This window comes from Streptomyces sp. NPDC090025 (assembly GCF_044748125.1).
Lineage (GTDB): Bacteria > Actinomycetota > Actinomycetes > Streptomycetales > Streptomycetaceae > Streptomyces.
This window is the reverse complement of record NZ_JBIVFL010000015.1, coordinates 198845-220222: the sequence shown is the minus strand read 5'-3', so window position 1 is coordinate 220222 and position 21378 is coordinate 198845. Positions and strand designations below refer to the sequence as shown.

At 72.9% G+C, this 21378-nt stretch carries 14 protein-coding genes; 8 read left to right on the top strand and 6 right to left on the bottom strand.

The genetic code is table 11. The features are described 5' to 3' along the window. Positions 1-73 precede the first annotated feature (73 nt). Positions 74-1660, bottom strand: a complete 1587-nt coding sequence (locus tag ACIPXM_RS29165; RefSeq protein WP_401661424.1) for an FAD-dependent monooxygenase — start codon at positions 1658-1660, stop codon at positions 74-76. A 74-nt stretch (positions 1661-1734) separates the two neighbouring features. After that, positions 1735-2610 carry an NAD(P)-dependent oxidoreductase gene (locus tag ACIPXM_RS29160; RefSeq protein ID WP_401661422.1) on the bottom strand — a complete coding sequence of 292 codons (876 nt, stop codon included), beginning with the start codon at positions 2608-2610 and terminating at the stop codon, positions 1735-1737. A 131-nt stretch (positions 2611-2741) separates the two neighbouring features. On the opposite strand from ACIPXM_RS29160, the gene ACIPXM_RS29155 reads away from it, so the two are divergent. Further along, positions 2742-3056 (top strand): ArsR/SmtB family transcription factor, encoded by a 315-nt coding sequence (locus ACIPXM_RS29155; RefSeq protein ID WP_401661419.1) that lies wholly within the window; start codon positions 2742-2744, stop codon positions 3054-3056. Between the two features lie 69 nt (positions 3057-3125). On the opposite strand, the gene ACIPXM_RS29150 is transcribed toward ACIPXM_RS29155, so the two are convergent. Together ACIPXM_RS29150 and ACIPXM_RS29145 are read right to left on the bottom strand one after the other, a co-directional pair. Next, a complete protein-coding gene (locus ACIPXM_RS29150; protein ID WP_401661416.1) occupies positions 3126-4319 on the bottom strand; it encodes a Cmx/CmrA family chloramphenicol efflux MFS transporter in 1194 nt (397 codons plus the stop codon). 106 nt (positions 4320-4425) lie between these two features. Then, positions 4426-4962 carry a TetR/AcrR family transcriptional regulator gene (locus tag ACIPXM_RS29145; protein ID WP_401661413.1) on the bottom strand — a complete coding sequence of 179 codons (537 nt, stop codon included), beginning with the start codon at positions 4960-4962 and terminating at the stop codon, positions 4426-4428. A gap of 324 nt (positions 4963-5286) precedes the next feature. Between ACIPXM_RS29145 and ACIPXM_RS29140 the strand changes: the two genes are divergently transcribed. From ACIPXM_RS29140 to ACIPXM_RS29125, 4 genes are all read left to right on the top strand, one after another. Continuing rightward, complete coding sequence (locus ACIPXM_RS29140; protein WP_401661410.1) at positions 5287-9273, top strand: amino acid adenylation domain-containing protein; 3987 nt, start codon at positions 5287-5289, stop codon at positions 9271-9273. A 142-nt stretch (positions 9274-9415) separates the two neighbouring features. Beyond that, positions 9416-9655, top strand: a complete 240-nt coding sequence (locus ACIPXM_RS29135) for a tautomerase family protein (protein ID WP_401661408.1) — start codon at positions 9416-9418, stop codon at positions 9653-9655. 77 nt (positions 9656-9732) lie between these two features. Beyond that, complete coding sequence (locus ACIPXM_RS29130; RefSeq protein WP_401661405.1) at positions 9733-10479, top strand: arylmalonate decarboxylase; 747 nt, start codon at positions 9733-9735, stop codon at positions 10477-10479. Between the two features lie 106 nt (positions 10480-10585). Beyond that, complete coding sequence (locus ACIPXM_RS29125) at positions 10586-11812, top strand: MFS transporter (RefSeq protein ID WP_401661402.1); 1227 nt, start codon at positions 10586-10588, stop codon at positions 11810-11812. Between the two features lie 86 nt (positions 11813-11898). Here ACIPXM_RS29125 and ACIPXM_RS29120 read toward each other — a convergent pair whose 3' ends face one another. Continuing rightward, positions 11899-12927: a phosphotransferase gene (locus tag ACIPXM_RS29120; RefSeq protein ID WP_401661400.1), complete on the bottom strand. Its 1029-nt coding sequence runs from the start codon at positions 12925-12927 to the stop codon at positions 11899-11901. Continuing rightward, positions 12924-14786, bottom strand: coding sequence for an ATP-binding cassette domain-containing protein (locus ACIPXM_RS29115; protein ID WP_401661454.1), 1863 nt, complete (start codon positions 14784-14786; stop codon positions 12924-12926). Before ACIPXM_RS29115 ends, ACIPXM_RS29120 begins: the two co-directional genes overlap by 4 nt. A gap of 446 nt (positions 14787-15232) precedes the next feature. Between ACIPXM_RS29115 and ACIPXM_RS29110 the strand changes: the two genes are divergently transcribed. The 3 genes from ACIPXM_RS29110 to ACIPXM_RS29100 all read left to right on the top strand — a co-directional run bounded on the left by ACIPXM_RS29110 (position 15233) and on the right by ACIPXM_RS29100 (position 21365). Next, positions 15233-18763 carry a LamG-like jellyroll fold domain-containing protein gene (locus tag ACIPXM_RS29110; RefSeq protein WP_401661397.1) on the top strand — a complete coding sequence of 1177 codons (3531 nt, stop codon included), beginning with the start codon at positions 15233-15235 and terminating at the stop codon, positions 18761-18763. Between the two features lie 377 nt (positions 18764-19140). Further along, the gene (locus ACIPXM_RS29105) at positions 19141-20517 is read left to right on the top strand and encodes a cryptochrome/photolyase family protein (RefSeq protein WP_401661394.1); all 1377 of its coding nucleotides are present in this window, start codon (positions 19141-19143) and stop codon (positions 20515-20517) included. Between the two features lie 149 nt (positions 20518-20666). Next, the gene (locus ACIPXM_RS29100) at positions 20667-21365 is read left to right on the top strand and encodes a sigma-70 family RNA polymerase sigma factor (RefSeq protein WP_401661391.1); all 699 of its coding nucleotides are present in this window, start codon (positions 20667-20669) and stop codon (positions 21363-21365) included. The last annotated feature ends 13 nt before the right edge of the window (positions 21366-21378 follow it).

Below are 21378 nucleotides of genomic sequence, written 5' to 3'. Positions count from 1 at the left end.
GCCGGACGAAGTCCCACTCAGCATCCGTCAGTTCATGTCGACGTATCACGACACCATGGTCCATCAACGGTGATCATTTGAAGACACCGCCTAGCGGCAGCTGCCCCCGGGGCACCGCTCCCGGACCGGCCGGGCCCAGCCAGCGCGCCAGTTCCCCGGCGAGCTCGGCCGGGTCCGGCTCCAGGGCGCCCGCCGCCCACGCCAGATAGCCGTCCGGGCGGCACAGCACCGCCCGCCAGCCGAGCGCGGCGCCCTCGGCGTCGGTGGGCGCGACCCGTACCGTCCGCAGCCGGTCCGGCCAGTCGGCGAGCAGCTCGTTCGGCACCGTCGTCACGTCCTCGGCGAGCAGCAGCAGGGGAGTGGCGTCGCTCAGCAACTCGGCCGTGCTCACCGGGCCTTCGGCGGTGAGGAAGGTGTGGTTGGGCAGGAACGTGCCGGTGAGGGGATCGGTGCCGGGGCGGGCGTAGCGCACGCTCTGCCCGCTGATCTCGTCCGCCGTCGCCGCCCGCGCCTCCGGCACGTCCATCAGCCGGGCGAAGTAGGCGCGCAGCGGCTCCTGTTCGGGCCTTGGGTCCATCAGGGCCGCCTGCGCCCGGGTGTTGGCGGCCACCGCCTGGGCCACCGGCCGCCGCTCCCGCCCATAGCTGTCGAGCAGTTCGTCCGGGGCGTCGCCGCGGGCCACCAGACCCAGCTTCCAGCCCAGGTTGAAGGCGTCCTGGAGACCGGTGTTGAGACCCTGCCCGCCGAGCGGCGCGTGCACGTGCGCCGCGTCACCGGCGAGCAGCACCCGGCCGTGGCCCGTACCGCCGTCCGTACCGCCGCCCGTGCCGTCCACGAGACCGGGGGAGCGGTAGACGTCGGCGACCCGGGTGAAGTCACTGAACCGTGACCCGTACGCCAGCTCCCGCATGGGCAGTTCACGGCCGAGCACCCGCTCGGCGGTGGACCGCAGCTCCGCCAGGGTGACCGGACGGCTCCGGTCCGGGAACGGCCGCTCGAAGTCGTGCGTGAGGACCCGGCTGAAGCCGCGCGGGTTGACGTTGATCAGCGTCGAGCCGTGCGGGCCGCGCGCCCAGCCGCCCGGCGCGTCCGCCGGGTCGAGCAGCCTGACCAGGCCGATCACCCCGCTGAACGAGGGCGGGGTGGTGGTGACCGGGAACCCGGCGAGCTCCCGGACGGTGCTGCGGGCGCCGTCGCAGCCCACCACGTAGTCCGCCGTCACGGTGCCGGTGCTGCCGTCGGTGGCGGTGAACCCGACGGTCACGCCGTCCGGCCGCTCGGTCAGCCCGGTCACCCGCAGGCCGCGCCTGACCTCGGCGCCGAGCGCCCTGGCCCGGCCCTCGAAGGCCGCCTCCAGGGAGGACTGCGGCTGGTTGTGCAGCGGCGGGCCCTCGGCCGTCGGGGTGCTGATGGTGAGCAGCGGCAGCCCGCCGAAGTGGAAGCCGGAGCGCTGCCACAGGTCGAGCCGCCCCGGCCGGGGCAGCCGCAGGATGCCGCGCCGCAGCAGCGACTGCACGCTGCGCGCGTGCAGGGTGCCCGCGCGCGGGCTGTCCCGCACCCGCTCGTCCCGCTCGACCACCAGTGTGTCGACGTTCTGCAGCGCCAGCTCGCCCGCGAGCAGCAGTCCGACCGGACCGCCGCCGACGACGAGGACACTCACCCGTTCCCGGAACACCCTTGCTCCCCGCTGCCTTGTTCCCGTTGTCCGACTCGTGTCGTCCGCCTCGTGCGCCGTTACGCGTCGAAGCTGGCGAACCAGCCCGCGGCCATGTCCTTGTCGCCGTGGCCCTGGGCGGCGGCGCGCTGGAAGCGGCGGTGCCCGGCCTCGGTGGTGTCCAGCCGGACGCCGACCCGCTCGGCCGCGTCAAGGACGATCCGGGCGTCCTTCTCGGAGTTGTCCACGGAGAACTGCGGGGTCCAGTTCTCGCCCAGGATCGCCGCCGCCTTGCCCTGGAAGAACCCGTTGTCGAGCGGGCCGCCGGAGACCACGTCCACGAAGTGCGCCGGGTCCACGCCGAGCCCGCCGGCCAGCGCGAGGGCCTCGCCGACGCCGTGGGTGAGCGCGCCCACCCAGACGTTGAGGACCAGCTTCAGGCGGCTGGCCGCACCGGTGGCGCCGTCCTCGCCGACCCAGACCGTGCGGGCGCCGATGAGGTCGAACAGCGGCTGCACGGTGGGCCGTACGGCCTCCGGCGCGGCGGCCAGGACGACCAGCTTGCCCAGCTCGGCGGGCTGCCGGGAGCCCTGCACGGGGGCGTCGACGAAGACCAGCCCGGCCTCGGCGGCGAACGCGGCCAGCTCGTCGACGTCCTCGCCGACGGTGGAGACCTGCACCCAGACGGTGCCCTTGGCGAGCCCCGGCGCGGCGGCCTTGATGGTCTCCAGGACGCGCGGGCCGTCGTTGAGGACGGTGAGCACCACGTCCGCCCCCTCGACGGCCTCGGCCGGGGTGGCGGCGGCCGTGACGCCGTCGGCGGCCAGCGCCTCGGCCTTGGCGGCGGTGCGGTTCCAGGCGCGGACGGTGAAGCCGCCCTTGGCGAGGTTGCGGGCGACGGGGGCGCCGATGAAACCGGTGCCGAGGACTGCGATGACCGGCTGGGCGGTGGTCATGTCCGTACTCCTAGAGGGGGGTTCGAAAATTTTCGTACCGAGCTACCTTAGGCACCGGTGGCACGTGTTCCGCAACGTTTCCCGGCGTGCCGTCACGCATATGTCAACTTCCCGAAACCGAGAGGTCCCCGATGCCCGTCGAGCTGTTCCACCCGGCGCTGGACAGCGTCGAACTCGACTCCGTGTACGCGGCGTTGGCCGACCGGCACCGCCGTGGCGTGGTGGTCGTGCTGGCCCGTACACCGGACGCCGAGGTGGCCTGTACGACGCTCGACCTGCCGGGCGCCAAGTCCACCCGCTCGTACCACTGGAAGGTGCTCAGGGAGGCGGGGCTGATCCTGCAGCGCAGCACCGGGACCGGGATGCTGCTGCGGCTGCGGCCGGACTTCGAGCGGCGCTTCCCGGGGCTGCTCGGCAATCTGCTGAGCCTGACGGACGCGCACTGACGGACGCGCACTGACGGACGCGCCCTGACCGACGCGCACTGAGGGCGCGGGCGCCGGGCCCGCGCGCCGTCATGGCGTGGTCACCGGTACCGAGGCCGCCGGCTTCGCGGGCGCGGCCGCCGCACGGCGCTGGAGCACCCCGGACAGCAGGGCCGTGCCGAGCCCCGCGACCGCGAGCAGCGCGCCGGACCAGACCGGCGCCGTGTAGCCGAGGCCCGCGCCGATCACGCTGCCGCCGACCCAGGGGCCGATGGTGTTCCCCAGGTTGAAGGCGGAGGTGTTGGTGGTGGTCGCGAGGGTCGGCGCGTCGCCCGCCTCCCGCATCACCTGCGCCTGGAGCGCCGGGTTGATCGAGAACGCGGTCAGTCCGAACGCCAGGATCGTCGCCACGGTCGCCACCCGGCTGTGCGCGGTCACCGTGAGGACGGCGAGCACGACGGCCATCGCCGCGATCCCGCCGTACAGGTTCGGCAGCAGATGGCGGTCGGCGAACCGGCCGCCGACGAGGCTGCCCGCGAAGCAGCCGACCCCGAACAGGGTGAGCAGCAGCGGCACGGTCGCCTCGGAGAATCCGCTCACGTCGGTGAACAGCTTGGACAGATAACTGAAACAGCAGAAGATCGCGGCCTGGGTCAGCATCGAGGTCGAAAGCGCCACCCACACCCGGGGGTTGCGGAACGCGGTGAACTCCGCGCGCACGCCCGCGTACGGGCCGCCTGGCCGCCTCGGCACCGCGAACAGCACCCCGAGCAGCGCCAGTACGGCCAGCGCGTCCACCGCCCAGAAGCTGGCCCGCCAGCCTGCGTGCTGGCTGAGGAAGGTGCCGGCCGGGACGCCGAAGACATTGGCGACGGTCAGCCCGGCGAACATGATGGCGAGGGCCCGGCCCCGGCGCTCGGGACCGGCCAGCTCCACCGCGACCACCGAGCCGATGCCGAAGAACGCGCCCTGGGCGAGCGCCGCGATGACCCGGCCGGTCATCAGCACCCCGTACCCGGGGGCGAGCGCGCCCATGGTCTGGCCGAGCACGAACAGCAGGAGCAGCGCGACCAGGGCCTTCTTGCGGTTGACCCGCAGGGTGGCGACGGTGAGCGCCGGGCCGCCGACGACGACGCCGAGCGCGTATCCGGAGATCAGCCAGCCGACGGCGGGGACCGAGACCGACAGGTCGCGGGAGAGTTCGGGCAGCAGCCCGGAGATCATGAACTCGGTGGTCCCGATGCAGAACACGCTCAGGCCGAGCACGTAGACGGCGAAGGGCATCGCCGCTCCTCCTCTTTGTTGAACTATCGTTCCAGAACGACGGCGAAAGAAACGGCCGACGGCGGTGCGGGGCGGCGTCGGCCGGTCCGTGGGTCGCGGAGGGGGGTTACGGGTGCGGCGGCAGGATCTGATCGACCAGGGTCTCCAGGGTGGACCGGTCACTGACCTTGCCGAGCACCCGCAGACCGTACATCGAGTTGAGCAGATAGACCGCGAGCACCTGCGGATCCTGGCCCGCGGGCATCGACCCTTCGCGCTGGCCCTGTTCGATGCAGATGCGAAGTGCGACCTGGATTCTGGTGAACGTCCTGCGGACGTGATCGGTGATCTCGACGTCCTGGCCCGCCAGTTCCATGGCGGTGTTGACCACCAGGCAGCCGCGGTGCTCGGGGGCCTCGGCGGTCTCCTCGTCGACGACGCTCAGGAGCACCGAGCGGATCCGGTCGCGGGCCGGGCCCTCGCCCTCCTCGAGCAGTCTCACCAGGTGCGCGGTGCACTCGTCGTCGTAGCGCTTGAGGGCGGCTTCGAAGAGTCCGCGCTTGCTGTGGAAGGTGTTGTAGAGGCTGCCGCGACCCAGTCCGGTGCTGTCGACGAGGTCCTGGGCGGACGTTCCGGCGTACCCCTTGTCCCAGAATGTGGTCATTGCCGCGTCCAGCGCGTGGTTGAGGTCAAAGCCCCTGGGCCGAGGTGACATGTCGACAGGTTAGCAGTTCTGGAACGATTGTTAAAATTCCGTGGCCTGGCGTGACGACCCCCCGGAAGGTGTGGTTACCTCAAGTCGTCGACGCGGCACTGAGTGTCTCGGGCACCACACCGGGGCACTCGTGCATCGCCATCCGGCGCGAGGGATCCGACCATCCCGGACGCCGGTGTCGCCGCGAAGGACCCGGCTGCCGTCCCGTACGTGGACGGCCGCGGGGGAGAGCCCGACTGAGGGCATCAACATCATTCGCATGGGGGAATATCCGTGGCACCCGTTCAGTCCGTTGCGCCCATTCACGGCTTACGTCTGGAAAACGGGGCTTGCCTGCCCGGCCTGCTGGAGCAGCAGGCCGTGGCGCGGCCCGAGGCCGTGGCGGTCGTCTCCGACGATCGCAGTCTGACCTACCGCGAGCTGACCGACTCCAGCGGCCGGCTCGCCGTCCACCTGTACGCCCTCGGTGTCGAGGTCGACGACTGCGTCGGCCTGTACACCGAGCCGTCGCTGGACCTGATGACCGGTGCCTGGGGAATCCTGTTCGCCGGCGCCGCCTATCTGCCGCTGTCCCCGGAGTACCCCGAGGACCGGCTCCGCTACATGATCGAGAACAGCCGGACCCGGGTCATCGTCACCCAGGACCACCTGCGGGAACGGCTCACCGCCATCGCCCCCGCGGGCACCCGGATCATCACCCTGACCGACGTCCCGGACGCCGCCCTCGACGGCGTACCGCACTGCGGTGTCGGCTCCGTCGGGGCCGCCGCGGGCATCCCCGGACAGCGCGCCGGCGGCTCCGCCGCCGAAGCCGCCACCGAGGCCGACGCCGTGACCGCGACCGCGGCCGCCACCGAGCGGCGCGACCCGCGCGGCATGGGCCCGCGGCCCGACTCGCTCGCGTACGTGATCTACACCTCGGGCAGCACCGGCAAGCCCAAGGGCGTGATGATCGAGCACCGGAGCATCGTGTCCCAGCTGCGCTGGATGCACTCCTTCGGTCACCTCGGCAGCCATGTCACCGTCCTGCAGAAGACCCCGATGAGCTTCGACGCCGCGCAGTGGGAGATCCTCGCGCCCGCCGCCGGAGCCAAGGTCGTCGTCGGCGCGCCCGGCATCTACCGGGACCCCGAGGCGCTGGTCGCCGCCATCGACAAGCACCAGGTCACCACCCTCCAGGGTGTGCCCACGCTGCTCCAGGCGCTGGCCGACCTCGAGGAGTTCCGCTCCTGCACCACCCTGCGCCGGGTGTTCTCCGGCGGCGAGGCGCTGTCCCAGCGGCTCGCCAGGACGCTGCTCACCGAGCTGCCGTGGATCTCGCTGGTCAACCTGTACGGGCCCACCGAGACCACCATCAACGCCACCGCCTGCCTGGTCGACCCGGACCTGCTCGGCGACGGCGCGGGCTCGGTCCCGATCGGCGTCCCGGTCGACAACACGCCCTGCTTCATCCTCGACGAGGAGCTGCGGCCGGTCGACATCGGCACCACCGGAGAGCTCTACATCGGCGGCGTCCAGCTCGCCCGCGGCTATCTGCACCGCGACGACCTGACAGAGGAACGATTCATCCCGTCCCCGTTCGTGCCGACCGAGCGCCTCTACAAGACCGGCGACCTCGCCTACTGGAACCCGGACGGCACCATCACCTGCGTGGGCCGCGCCGACAACCAGGTCAAGCTGCGCGGCTACCGGGTCGAGCTGGACGAGATCTCGCTCGCCATCGAGGAGCACGCCTGGGTCCGCCGCGCCGCCGCCGTCGTCACCGACGACCCGCGCACCGGCTTCCAGAACCTCGTCGCCTGCATCGAGCTCAACCCGCGCGAGGCGGCCCTGATGGACCAGGGCAACCACGGCAGCCACCACCAGTCCAAGTCCAGCAAGCTCCAGGTCAAGGCGCAGCTGTCGAACCCCGGCGTGCGCGACCAGGCCGAGCTGGCCGGCCGGACCGTGCTGGAGCTGCCCGGCCGCGAGGAGACCGAGCGGCAGCGCCGGGACACCTTCGGGCGCAAGACCTACCGCTACTACGACGGCGGCGAGGTCACCCGCGACGACGTCCTGAAGCTGCTCGCGGCCCCCGCGAACGGCGACCGCAGCCGTGGACTTGACGAACTCACGCTCGAAGAACTGGGCGAGATCCTGCGCTGGTTCGGCGCCTTCCGCAGCACCGAGCGACTGCTGCCGAAGTACGCGTACGCCTCGCCGGGCGCGCTCTACGCCACCCAGCTCTACCTGGAGCTGAACGGCGTCGCCGGGATCGAGCCGGGCGTCTACTACCACCACCCGCTCGACCACACCCTGGTGCGGATCGGCGACACCCGGCTCACCGAGCCCGCCTTCACCGTCCACTTCGTCGGCAAGCGGCGCGCGATCGAGCCCGTCTACTCCAACAACATCCTGGAAGTCCTGGAGTTCGAGACCGGCCACATGCTCGGCGTCCTCGAAGAGGTGCTGCCCGAGTACGGACTGACCGTCCGCCCGGCCGGCTTCACCCCCGAGGCCAAGGACCGGCTCGACGTCGTCGACGAGGACTACTACCTCGGCACCTTCGAGGTGTACGCCAACGACGGCGCGCCCCGTGAGGACCCGACCGAGATCTACGTCCAGGCCCACCCGGGCCGGATCGCCGATCTCCCCGGCGGCCACTACCGCTACCGGGACGGCGACCTGGAGCGGGTCTCCGACGCGCTCATCCAGCGCCGTCACGTCATAGCGATCAACCAGTCGGTCTACGACCGGGCCTCCTTCGGCGTCACCGCGGTCAGCCGCGCCGCCGAACCCTGGCTGGAGTACATCGCGATGGGCGCCAAGCTGCACCGGCTCCAGCGCAACGGCCTGGACCTCGGCTTCATGTCCTCCGGCTACAGCTCCAAGACCGGCAACCCGCTGCCCGCCGCGCGCCGGATCGACGAGATCCTGGAGTCGGTCGGCATCGAGCCTGGCCCGTCGTACTTCTTCCTCGGCGGCCGGGTCACCGAGGAGCAGATCCTCAGCGAGGGGATGAACGAGGACGCGGTCCACACCAAGGGCCCCGCCGAGATCATCAAGGAGGAACTCGCCGGGTTCCTCCCCGACTACATGATCCCCAACCGGGTCCTGGTCATGAACGACCTCCCGCTCACCGCCAACGGCAAGGTCGACGCCAAGACGCTCGCCGCCAGCGAGCACGTCAGAGCCGCCGGCAGCGGCGCTCCCTACGTCGCCCCGGCGACCGCCCACGAGCGGTGGCTGGCCGATGTCTGGGGAGCCGCCCTCAAGTACGAGGAGCCGTCCGTCGAGGACGACTTCTTCGCGGCCGGCGGCAACTCCCTGGTCGCCGTCGCCCTGGTGAACCGGATCAACCGGGAGTTCGGCACCGAACTGCCGCTCCAGGTCGTCTTCGAGGCGCCGAAGCTCGGCGACCTCGCCGCGCGGATCGCCGACGGCGACGGGGCGCCCGTCTCGCGCCTGGTCCGGCTGCACGACGACACCCCGAAGGGGGCCGAGGGCGTCAGCAGCCCGGTGTTCTGCTGGCCCGGACTCGGCGGCTACCCGATGAACCTGCGGCTGCTCGGCCGCGAGGCCAGTCTCGGCCGGCCGTTCTACGGAGTGCAGGCGCACGGCATCAACGAGGGCGAGCAGCCCTACCCGACCGTCCAGGAGATGGCCGCGGCCGATGTCGCAGAACTGCGCCGGATCCAGCCCGAGGGCCCGTACCTGTTGTGGGGCTACTCCTTCGGCGCCCGCGTCGCCTTCGAGGCGGCCTGGCAGCTGGAGCAGGCCGGCGAGAAGGTCGAGCAGCTGCTGCTGCTCTGCCCCGGCAACCCGAAGGTGCGGTCGGCCGAGGCGGACCGGCACGGCCGGGAGGCCGCGTACACCAACCCCGCCTATGTGACGATCCTCTACTCGGTCTTCGCCGGGTCCATCAGCGGCCCCGAGGTGACGGACTGCCTCGCGGCCAGTCACGACGAGGACAGCTTCGTCGCCTTCGTGCACGAGCGGATACCCGCCCTCGACGAGCAGTTGATCCGACGGATCACCCGCATCGTCGGGGAGACCTACGAATTCGACTACAACTTCCGTGAACTGAGTGAGCGTCAGCTCGACACCCCGGTGACCATCTTCAAGGCCACCGGAGACGACTACTCCTTCATCGAGGGCTCCGCAGGCTACTCCGCCACCCCGGCCACCGTGGTCGACCTGGTGGGGGACCACTACAGCGTCCTGAAGGAGCACGGCGTCGCCGAGCTGGTGGCCGCGATCCGCGCCCGCCTCGGAGCCTGAGCCGCTCCGCACCTTCCCTCAGCTCCGCCTTCTTCCCGCTTCCGCACGCACCAGCACGCGCACGCCGGACCGTACGCCCGTACCCGCACGCGTACGTGCCCGTGACCGTGTCCTTGAACGTGTCCATGAACGACTTGGAGTCATGACTGTGCCGCACGTCGACATTTCCTACTACGGCCGGGAGTTCACGGCCGACCAGAAGGACCGGCTCGCCCAGGCCCTGGCCGATGTCGTGGTCGAGCACTTCTCGACCTACGACGGCGCCGTCTCCATCGCACTGAGCCCGGTGGACCCCGACGACTGGAACGAGCAGGTCTTCGAGCCCCGGATCACCCGCAGTCCCGAGCGGCTGATCAAGGAACCGAACTACCGCGACGCCTGACCAGGCCGGTCCGTTCCCGATCCGGTCCGAGCGGCCGGTCCACCCGCACCACCCGAACTTCTTGAGAGGCACCCATCATGACCGACTCCCTCGGCCCCCGACTCAAGGTCGGCGTCGTCGTCCCCTCCACCAACACCTCCGCCCAGCCGGAGCTGGAGGCGCTGCGTCCGCACCAGGTCACCAACCACGTCGGCCGCATGGTGATCGGCGACGACTCGATGGTCGACGAGCCCGGCTTCGACCACGTGATGCACAGCATCCGCAAGTCCACCCACCCGGCGATCAAGAGCGTCGTGAGCTGCAACCCCGACACCGTGATCATCGGTGTCTCCCCGGAGAGCTACTGGGACGGCCCGGACTCGCACGAGCAGGTCCTCGCCTCCATGCGCGAGGCCGCCGGCGGCCTGCCCGTCATCATGAGCCCCGACGCGATCAAGGCCGCGCTCACCGCCTACGGCGCCCGCCGCATCGCGGTCATCACCCCCTACCTGCCCGTCGGTGACGACTCCGTCAGCCGCTTCTTCAAGGACAGCGGCTACGAGGTCGTCCGCATCCAGGGCCTCGGCATGCCGAGCCCGGCCAAGATCTCGCACGTCTCGCAGACCGAACTGCGCGACGTCATCAAGGAGATCGACGGCCCCGACATCGACGCCATCGTCCAGGTCGGCACCAACGTCGCGATGTCCCACGTCGCCGCCGTCGCCGAGTTCTGGATCGGCAAGCCGGTCATCTCGAACAACACCGTCCTGTACTGGCACGCCCTGCGCAGCAACGGCATCCAGGACAAGGTCCACGGCCACGGCTCGCTGCTCTCCGAGCACTGACCGCGGCCCCACCCCGCTCGCGGTGCGGCACCGGCCGCACCGCCCCATCTGACCGACGGCCGTGGCCCGTTCCGCGGAACGGGCCACGGCAAACTGGAGAATTCCCGTGACCAGCACTGGCAGTAGCGAAGCGACCGCAACCGCACTGCGCCCCCAGCCGGCGCCGTCCGAGGAACGGCTTCCCATCCTCAAACTCCTCGCGTTCACCGCGGCGGGCTTCCTGGCGATCATGACCGAGACGATGCCCGCGGGCCTGCTCCCGCAGATCGGGCGCGGCCTCGACGTGTCCGAGGGGCTGGCGGGACAGCTCGTCACCCTCTACGCCATCGGCTCCGTGATCGCCGCGATCCCGGTCATCGCCGCCACCCGCAGCGTGCGGCGCCGCCCGCTGCTGCTGTGCGCCGTCGGTGGTCTGTTCGTCTTCAACACCGTCACCGCCCTGTCCACCAGCTACGGCCTCACCCTCGGCGCGCGGTTCGTCGCCGGTATGGCCTCCGGTGTCATCTGGGGTCTGCTCGCCGGATACGCCCGCCGCCTGGTCCCCGAGAACCTCCAGGGCCGCGCCCTCGCCGTCGTCGGCGTCGGCCAGCCCATCGCGCTGACCGCCGGTGTCCCGCTCGGCACCTGGCTCGGCTCGATCTTCACCTGGCAGGGCGTCTTCTGGGTGATGTCCGCCGTCGCCCTGATCCTGATGATCTGGGTCCGCGCCCTCGTCCCCGACTTCGCGGGCCAGGCCGCCGAACAGCGCCAGCCGATCCGCGAGATCTTCGTGACGCCGGGCATCCGCCCGATCCTCGCCGTCATCTTCCTGTGGATCCTCGCCCACAACATCCTCTACACCTACATCTCCCCCTTCATGAGCAAGGCGGGCCTCGGCGAGCGCGTCGACGTCATGCTGCTCGTGTTCGGCGCCACCGCCATCGCCGGCATCTGGCTGACCGGCATGTTCGTCGACCGCAAGCTGCGCCTGCTCACCCTCGTCAGCCTCGCGGGCTTCGCCGCCGCCTCGCTGATCCTCGGCATCGGGCACTCCTCGCCGGTCGCCGTGGTCATCGGCGTCGTCGCCTGGGGTCTGACCTTCGGCGGCGCGCCCACCCTGCTGCAGACCGCGATCGCGGACGCGGCCGGTGACGGCGCCGACGTCGCCCAGTCGATGCTGGTCACCATCTTCAACCTGGCCGTCGCCGGTGGCGGCGTGGTCGGCGGTCTGCTCCTGGAGTCCTCCGGCCCGACCTCCTTCCCGTGGGTGCTGCTCGCCCTCGCGGTGCTGGCCTTCGCGATCGTCTCGTCGGCCAAGGCGGGCTTCAAGCCGGGCAGCCGCGGCGCCGCCTGACGCGCACGGCACGCTGCCTAGGGCGTGTCCTAGAGCCCGGGTCCCGTCGGGGGCCCGGGCTCGGCCCGTTGGGGCGCGGGCGGTCGTCAGCCCAGCCGCGCCCGCAGCGCCTCCTCCGCCTCGGGCAGCCGGTCCCGGAGCTCCGCCGCCGCCTCGTACCGGGCGTGCCCGTACCCGGTCAGGTCTGGCGTGAGCGGCCCGAGACCGTCCGCCACGGCGTTCAACGGATAGGTGGTGAGGGTGAGTTGGGCGGCGGTCACCCGCGCCACGGTGGCCAGCTCCGGCGCGCCGAGCGCCGGATGGGCCGAGTGGTACGCGGCGGCCAGCAGGGCCAGACCGGTCGGCCAGTCCGGATCGGTGAGCACCGTCCGCGGATCGAGGGCGACCCGGCCCAGCTCCCACACCGGGCCGCGGTGGGCCGGTGGATGGAAGTCGATCAGCGCCGCCACCCGGCCGTCCCGCAGCAGCAGATTCGGCCCGGACAGATCGCCGTGCACCACCTGCGTCAGCATGGTCTCCGGGACCGGCGCCAGGAGCCGTTCGACCTCCGGCAGCCGGGCCAGCTTCTCCTTGGCCGTGGCCGCCGCCCACCGCTCGTACGCGGTCTCCGGCGGACTGGCCTCGTAGTGCCGGACCAGCGCCGTCAGCCGCCCGGACGCCCGCACCGGATCGAGCGACCGGTCCCTCGGGCCAGGACGGGGCGGACCCGAAGGATGCCCGGCGAGCCCGCGGTGCAGCCGCCCGACGGCCAGGCCGACCTCCTCCCAGACCGGCCCCGACACCCGGCCGTCCGCCGTCACCGTGTCCGCCAGAAAGCGGTTCACCGACACCGCCCCGTCCGGCCCCGCCGCCACCGCCCGGGTCCCGTCCCGGGTGAGCAGCACCGGGGCGACCGGCACCCCGCAGCCGCCCGCGAACTCCCCGAGCCGCGCCGCGCTCTCGGCCCTGGCCACATCGGTGCCCGGCGGATGGCTCTTCACGAACCAGCGCCCGCCGTCCGGCGCGGTGGCCACGTAGTTGCGCGTCGCGGTCCCGGCCGCGCCCTCCTCGTACCCGACCGGACGCAGTCCGAAGGCGTCGGCGAGCAGCGCGGACACCCACGCGGGCGGTGTCATGAGCGGACCTCCGTGACGGTCGACGGTACGGGCGAGGCGGGCGGCGCCGACTGGCCCGGGACGCCCGGGTGCAGGAACTGACGGGCCTGCAGCTCGTACGCCGTACGGAAGGTACCGGGTCCCGAGCCGGGGTCCATCAGCTCGGCGAACGTACCGTGCTCGACCACCCGGCCCTCGTCGAGCACATAGATCAGATCGGCGTGCCGGACGCTGTGCAGCCGGTGGGTGATCAGGACGGTGGTCTGACCGGTCCCGGCCAGCTGGTGGATCTGGTCGAACACCCGCTGCTCGGCCGCCGGATCGAGCGCGCTGGTCGGCTCGTCCACGATCAGCACCGCCCCGTCCCGGTAGCGCGCCCTGGCCAGACCGATCTTCTGCCACTGCCCGCCGGAGATCTCCTGGCCGCCCTTGTAGCCGCGCGACAGCAGGGTGTCCAGGCCGCGCGGCAGCGAGCCGACGACCTCGTCCGCCCCGGCGTACGCCGCCGCCGCGCCGATCGCGGTGTCGTCGATCGCGTCGCCCGCCCGGCCGATGCCGATGTTCACCCGGGCCGTGAACGGCCAGCGGTAGAAGTCCTGCGCCACCATCGCCACCCGCCCGAACACCTGCGCCCGGTCGGCCTCCGCGGTGTCGACGTCGCCCCACACCACCCGCCCGGCGTCCGGCAGCCGGGCCCCGCAGAGCAGCCGTACCAGGGTCGACTTGCCCGAGCCGTTGCGTCCGACGAGCGCGACCGTACGGCCCCGGGGGATCACCAGGTCGACGCCGTCGAGGGACGGCCGGTCGGCGCCCGGGTAGGTGAACGTCACCTTCTCGAACCGGATCTCGGCCACCTCGTCGGGCAGCTCCCGGCCGCCCACCGGGATGGCCCGGCGCACCGCCTCCTCGCACAGCGTCTCCAGGTCGGCGACGAACAGCGCCTCCTCCTGCACCTCGGTGACCCGCAGCACGAGATCGGTGATGTTCGCCGAGCCGCCGCGGATCGCCAGCACCGCCGTACCGGCCACGGCCAGCTCCATCCGGCCGGTCCACAGCAGCAGCCCGAGCAGCCCGTAGGCGGCGAGGGTGGCGAGCCCGCGCGCCGAGTCCGCGAGGACGCCGGTCCGCGCCCCGGTCCTGGCCAGCCGGGTCTGTTCGCGCTCGCTGGTCTGCGCCATCTGCCGGAAGTGGGTGAGCAGGAACGGCGCCACGTCGTGGACCCGGACCTCGGCCGCGGCCTGCTGGTTGATCAGGAGCTGGCTGATCAGCTTGGCGGCCCGGACGTGCTGGACGAAGCGGTGCCAGCTCACGTACCGGTGCCGGGCCATGGTGAGCGAACCCCAGGCGCTCGGCAGCGCGATGAGGACGAGCAGCGGGAGCAGCGCCGGGTGCAGCACGGTGAGCACCCCGGCCGCGGCGGTCAGCGAGATCGCGGAGGTGACCACCGCGGTGCAGTAGCCGACCATCCGCCGGGCGGAGTCGGCGCCCCACTGCGCGGAGTCCATCAGCCGGTGGAAGGCGTCGTCCTCGATCGCCTCCAGCTCGACCCGGGCGACGAGCCCCAGATACCGCTCGGTCGCGACCCGTTGGGCCTTCGGCTCCAGGATGCCGGTGGCGGCGGCCGACACCGACTTGCAGGCGGCGCCGACCACCGCGAGGACGGCGACGAGCCCGAGCGCGGGCAGCGCAGCCCGCAGCCGCCCGGTGATGTCACCGGCCGCGAGCAGTTCGACGAGCAGCGCGTTGACCGCGATCAGCGACACGGCCTGGGCGACGCCCCGGGCGATCTCACAGCCACCGACGGTGAGGAACGCCCACCGGTCCGCCTCCCTGGCCAGCCGCACGGCCACCGCCACCTGCCGCGGCAACGCCCCGGCCATGGCCCGCAGTCCGAGTTTCAGCCAGGCGCCGTCGTGGCTGCCCCAGCCGTGGTCGTAGGTGAGTTCGCCGCCGAACAGCAGCTGCTCGGAGTCGGAGGGGGCGCCCAGGGTGTTCACATCGGCCTCCGGAGGTCGGATCGTACGTGCGCGGTGAAGCGATGTCGGGCGGTTCAACGACCCCGCGCCCCGGCTCGAACACACGTGTTTCGGACGGGGCGGCAGCGTCGGTGGGCGGCGCAGCGGAGCGAAAGTCTGTTCGTGTCGGCTACATCGACCCGTGCGGCCACCGGGCCACCCATGGCCCGCCCGCTGGCCGAATCGCCGTCGCTGTGACGTGAGGTACCAGAGGGATTCCCCCAAGCCCATTCCGGCCGGAACCGGCGCAGAGCGGAACCGGCGAGGGGGCCGTGGGGGAGTGGCGCCGACGGCTGGTTAGCGTCCCGGCCATGCACAGAAAACGATCAAGCGCCGGGCGCCGCGCCGGGGCGCTGCTCACCGCGCTCGCCGGGCTCGGCTCGCTCCTCGGGGGCGTCGCCGCCCCGCCCGCCGCCGCCAGCGGCGCACCGCTCTCCGACGCCAACCGGATCGGCACCCAGCAGGTGCTGTTCCGCTCCGGCACCGCCGGATACGGCTGCTTCCGGATACCCACCCTGGTCCGTACGAAGTCGGGCGCCCTGCTCGCCTTCGCCGAGGCCCGCACCTCACCGTCCTGCGCCGACCGCGGCCCCATCGACACCGTCGTCCGCCGCTCCACCAACGACGGCCGCACCTGGGGCCCGATCCGCGTCGTGCTCTCCGGCAGCGAGACCGACCCGGACGAGCCGTACGTCCGCGGCAACGCCTCGCCGATCGCCGACCTCGTCACCGGAGACGTCTTCCTGCTCTCCAACTCGGAGAAGGCCGTCCCCACCCAGGGCGAGTCCCGCAAGTCCTGGGTGCAGAAGAGCACCGACGACGGACTCACCTGGGGCGCCCCGAAGGAGGCGCCGCGACTGACCGAAGCCGGCACCGGCTGGTTCGGCACCGGCCCCAGCCACGGCATCCAGCTCAAGGGGGGCCCGCACGCCGGGCGGCTCCTGGTCGGCGCGTACGAGCAGCCCGGCGGCACCGTGGCCAAGGTCGGCGTGCTCTACAGCGACGACCACGGCGTCAACTGGAAGGCGGGCACGAGCGTCGACTCCTACGCGGTGGACGCGAACGGCAAGCCGGCCGCCAAGCCCGGTGAGCCCTCCGTCGTCGAACTCCCCGGCGGCCGCGTCTACCTCAGCGCGCGCAGCCCGCACGACGCCGGTCACCGGATGCACTCCGTCAGCGAGGACGGCGGCGTCACCGTGCCCAAGTTCACCTTCACCCAAGGCTGGACCGGCCCCGACGTGAGCGGCTCGGTGATCGCCCCCGAGCACACCTACCGCACCACCCCCGGCGACCTGCTGCTCATGTCCGCGCCCGCGCACCCGAGCAACCGCCAGACCATGCAGATCCGTTACTCCACCAACAACGGCGTCACCTGGACCGACGCCCCCGGCGGCCGGCTGAGCACCGCCACCGCCGACCGGGCCGGATACTCCGACCTCGCCGAACTCTCCGAGGGCGAGTTCGGCCTGTTCTACGAGGGCGGCCCCAGCTTCTCCGCCGAGAACCTCTACTTCACCCGGTTCCGCGCCGCCGACCTCCAGCTCCCGGCCTCCGTCGGCCACCTCGGCTCGGCGCTCCCGGCGCCCGCCCCGGCCCCGGGCCGCACCACCCCGGACACCACCGCCGAGGCCAACGACGGCTATCTGAGCACCGGAGCGACCCTCACCTCGGGCGCCGCCTACCCGCCCACCGGCAGCCCCGTCTCCTTCGGCCAGGGCCTGGCCCTCGACGGCACCGACGGCCACGCCGACCTGCCGTACACGCCCTCGCTCGACCCGGGCGACGGCGACGCCACGTACGCCATGTTCTTCAAGTACGACACCACCACGAGCAGCCCGCAGCAGGCCCTGTTCTGGGCGTACGGCGTCGGCTCCACGAAACCCCAGGTCTGGGTGCGCGCCCAGCCCGGCAAGAACCAGCTGTACGCCTGGGTGCAGGGCAGCGGCGGCACCGCCACCGTGACCCTGGCAGGACCCGACCCCGCCAAGCCCGCCTTCGGCGACGGCCAGTGGCACCACCTGACCCTGGTCCGCTCCGGCGGCACCGTCACCCTCGACGTCGACGGCCGCCTCGGCACCCAGTCGGGCACCGTCTCCGGCGCCCTCGCCGGACCCCGTACGGGCAACACCACCGGCCTCGGCATCAGCGTCGGCGACAAGCCGATCACCGACCCGCCGGGCGCGCCCGCCGACGGCTTCGCGGGCGCCGTCGACGAATTCCGGGTCTACCGCGCCGCGCTGACGGCGGACCAGCGCGCCCAGCTGCGCGGCCCCGGTGCCGCCGCCGTGGCCGCCGACCGGCTCGCCGCCCATCTGCCGTTCCAGGTCGTCGACACCGCCACCCCGGCGGCGCTGCGCACCACCCGGATCCAGGACGACGTCTCCGGCCACTGCGCCGACGGCACGCTGCTCGGCACCACGTCCTCGGAGAGCGCCCTGACCACCGGCCGGATCGGCAAGGGCGCGCTCGCCGTGAACGGCGACCTGCCCGGCGTCGAGGTGCCCTTCGTGCCCGGACTCGACAACGGCACCGGCGACTTCACCTTCCTGCTCTGGTTCCGCTACCCGGCCACCGCGACCACCAAGGACGCGGCCCTGATGTGGGCGTACGGCTCCGCCACCGGCAAGCCCTCGCTGTGGGTGCGGACGAAACCGTCGCTCGACAAGCTGACGCTCCGGGCCGAGACCGCGACCGGCGCCGTCGAACTGGACCTGCCCGATCCGCGTGCCGACCGCATCGCGTTCGGCGACAACGCCTGGCACCTGCTGACGGTCACCCGCGGCGCGGGGCAGGGCCCCGGTTCCCGGATCACCCTGGCCGTCGACAGCGCCGACCCGGCCGCGCCCGGCGCGACCGCGGTCTCCGGGGACGGCCTGCAGGGCTCCTTCACGGATGGCGTCACCACCCCCGAGGGCTTCCGCATCGGCTCCAAGCCGACCGGCACCGACGTCCTCACCGGGGAGCTCGACGACTTCCGCTACTACCGGCGGGTGCTGCCCGTGAAGGACGTCGCCGACATCCTCGACACCGTCGGATCCGGCTGGGCGCAGCCCTTCGACCCCGACCTGTGGTGGTCCATGGAGCCGGGCAACACCGAGCAGCACCTGGTGATGCGCCCGGCCGACGACGCGAGCACCCGGGCCACCCCGGACGCCGGGCGGCACTGCGGCCACGGCTATGTGCGGGGCGGCGCGGCCCCGGCCGCGACCGGCGGCAAGTACGGGCGCGGCCTGGTCCTCGACGGTGTCGACGACGCCGTGGAACTGCCCTACGGCGACGCCGAGGCGCTCGGCACGGGCGACTTCACGCTCGCCACCTGGGTGCGCTTCAAGGCCGCCGACAACACCACCCCGGTGCTGGCCTGGGCGTACGGGGTCGGCAGCGGCGAACGCCAGCTCTGGATCAGGGCGGTGCCCGCCCAGAACAAGGTGACCGCGCTGCTCCAGACCGACGCGGCGACCACCACGCTGGACGTCGTCGCCCCGCCGGGCACCGTCTTCGGCGACGACAACTGGCGGCACGTGGTGCTGCGCCGCCAGGGCGGCGCGCTGACCCTGTCGGTCGACGGCACCGCCGTCACCAAGCAGGCCCCGGTCGGCGCCCTCACCTACGACGACGGCTTCGACGTCCGCGGTCTGGTGCTCGGAGCCCGCCCCGACGGCGGCACGACGGACCGGCTCAAGGGCGGTCTCGACGAGTTCCGGCTGATCCGCCGCGCCCTGTCGGACGGCGAGCTGACCGCCCTGCGGTCCGCGGACACGCCCCCGGCGGCCGACGCGACGACGGCGGTCAGGCTGCCGTTCGACACGGTGACGGCGCGGGGCGCGTACGCGCGCATGTAGCCGTGCCGGCCGCGCGGCCGCCGTGCCCCGTCACCCGTGGGGCGCGGTGGCCGCGCGCTCAGCCGTCGGCCGGTCCGGCTCGTCGCCGTTGGTCCACGGCGCTCGTGACGGGCCGCGCCGGGGGCTGGTCGCCACCGGTGGCGTCATCACCTGAGCAGCCGTCGTCCTCGCCGCCGCCTTCGCGGCGTCGTACGTCCGCATCCGTGGACCCGGGCGGGCCGTGGGCCCACCGGATCAGGAGCCGCGCCCGCCCCGCGTATCCGTCGCCCCGCATCCGTCGCCCCGTCACGAGGGGAAAGGCGGATGCAGGAGTGCCATGTCAGTGCCCCGGCCGGGCGCCGCGCGTCCGTGACCGGTGGCCGAGCCGGGAGAGCGCGATGACCGTCTCCGTCGTTCTGTACACCGCCGACCTCAGGGTCCACGACCATCCGCCGCTCAGGGCCGCGGCGCTGAGCGCGGAGGAGGTGGTGCCGGTCTTCGTCCGCGACCCCGCCGTGGACCGGGCCGGTTTCGCCGCGCCCAACCGGCTGGCCTTTCTCGCCGACTGCCTCCAGGACCTCGACGGGTCCCTGCGGGAGCGCGGCGGCCGGCTCGTGGTCCGTGAGGGCGACCCGGTCGCCGAGGTGCGGGCGCTGGTCCGGCGGACCGACGCCGACGAGGTCCACATGGCCGCCGGGGTGACCGCCTTCGCCCGGCGGCGGGAGGCGCGGCTGCGCGGCGCGCTGGAGGCGGACGGCTGCCGCCTGTACGTCCACGACGGCGTCGTCACCGTCGTGCCGCCCGGCGACGTCGTCCCGCAGGGCTCGGACCACTTCGCCGTCTTCACGCCCTACCATCGGCGCTGGGCCGCCGAGCCGCTCCGGACGCCGTTCGCCGCCCCGAGGCGGCTCCGGGTGCCCACGGATGTGCGCTCCGCTCCGCTGCCGCACCGCTCCGGCGTTCCGGACGTGTCCCCCGGCCTGCCCACGGGGGGCGAGAGCGAGGCCCGCAAGCGGCTCGCCGGCTGGCTGGCCGACCACCTCGCTGCGTACGAGGACCGGCACGACGACCTGGCGGGCGACGTCACCTCGCGGCTCTCGCCGTATCTGCACTTCGGCGCCCTGTCCGCCACCGAGGCGGTGCACCGGGCGGCCCGGCGGGGCGGGGCGGGCGCCGACGCGTTCGTACGCCAGGTGTGCTGGCGGGACTTCCACCACCAGGTGCTCGCCGCGCGCCCCGGGGCCGCCGAGACGGACTACCGGCCCCGGCCGGGGGGCTGGCGGACCGGCGCGGACGCCGAGGACGACCTCGCCGCGTGGCGGGAGGGGCGCACCGGCTACCCGCTCGTGGACGCCGCCATGCGGCAGCTCGCCCACGAGGGGTGGATGCACAACCGAGGCAGGCTGATCACCGCCTCGTTCCTCGCGAAGACCCTCTGCGTCGACTGGCGCGAGGGGGCGCGGCACTTCCTCGGCCTGCTGGTCGACGGCGACGTCGCGAACAACCAGCTCAACTGGCAGTGGGTCGCCGGAACCGGCACGGACACGCGCCCCCACCGCGTCCTCAACCCCGTCCTGCAGGCCAAGCGGTACGACCCCGAAGGGCGCTACGTCCGCCGCTGGATCCCCGAACTCGCGGGCATCGAGGGACCGGCCGTCCACGAGCCGTGGAAGCTCGCCGGCCTCGACCGGGCGGCCGTCGACTACCCGGACCCGGTGGTCGGGCTCTCCGACGGTCTGGCGCGATTCCGGCTGCTCCGAGGCTCCGCCGACTGAGACTTCGATGCGGAAACGATGCGAGTTGTGGCGAGGGACGCGCCCGGCGGACCGTGAGGGGGCACGGGGCCGCTGAGACCCCGGCGTCGCCGCCCCGACGGCGGCCCGCCCGGTGGACGCCCGCGCCACCATCCGGAGGAGGAAGCGCCATGACCCCGCACCGGACGACCGGATCGCCCGACCCCGCCGCTCCCGACGCGGGCCCCGACGCCGACCCCGCCGCTGCCGACGCGGGCCCCGACGCCGCCCCCGCCCCCGCCCCCGCCCCCGCCCACGCCTCCGACGAAGACGATGCCGCCACGGTCACCGACGCGGAGATCGCCCGCGGTCTGGCCGGTGGCGACGAGCACTGCCTGACCGTCGCCCACCAGCGCTGGGGCCGTCTGGTCCACACCCTGGCGGCCCGCTCCCTCGGCGACTCCCGGGAAGCGGAGGACGTCACCCAGCAGGTCTTCGTCGCCGCCTGGCGCGGCCGGGCGAACTTCCGCCCCGACCGGGGCTCGCTGCCCGCCTGGCTCACCGGCATCACCCGGCGCAAAGTAGCCGACGCCCTCACGGCCCGCACCCGCCGCACCGAGCTCGCGGCGGCCCTCGGCGGCTCCCTGGAGCACGACGACCGGACCGACGAGGAATCCGCGCGGGTCCTCGACCGCATGGTCGTCACCGAGGGGCTGTCCCGGCTGCCCCGCGTCCAGCGCGACGTCCTGGAACTCGCCTACTTCGCCGACCTGACCCAGACCCAGATCGCCGACCGCACCGGGCTGCCGCTGGGCACGGTCAAGAGCCACGCCCGCCGCGGCCTCCTGAACCTGCGGCACAGCCTCGAACTCGCCGACGCCGGCCGCTGACCCGCCGCGGCAG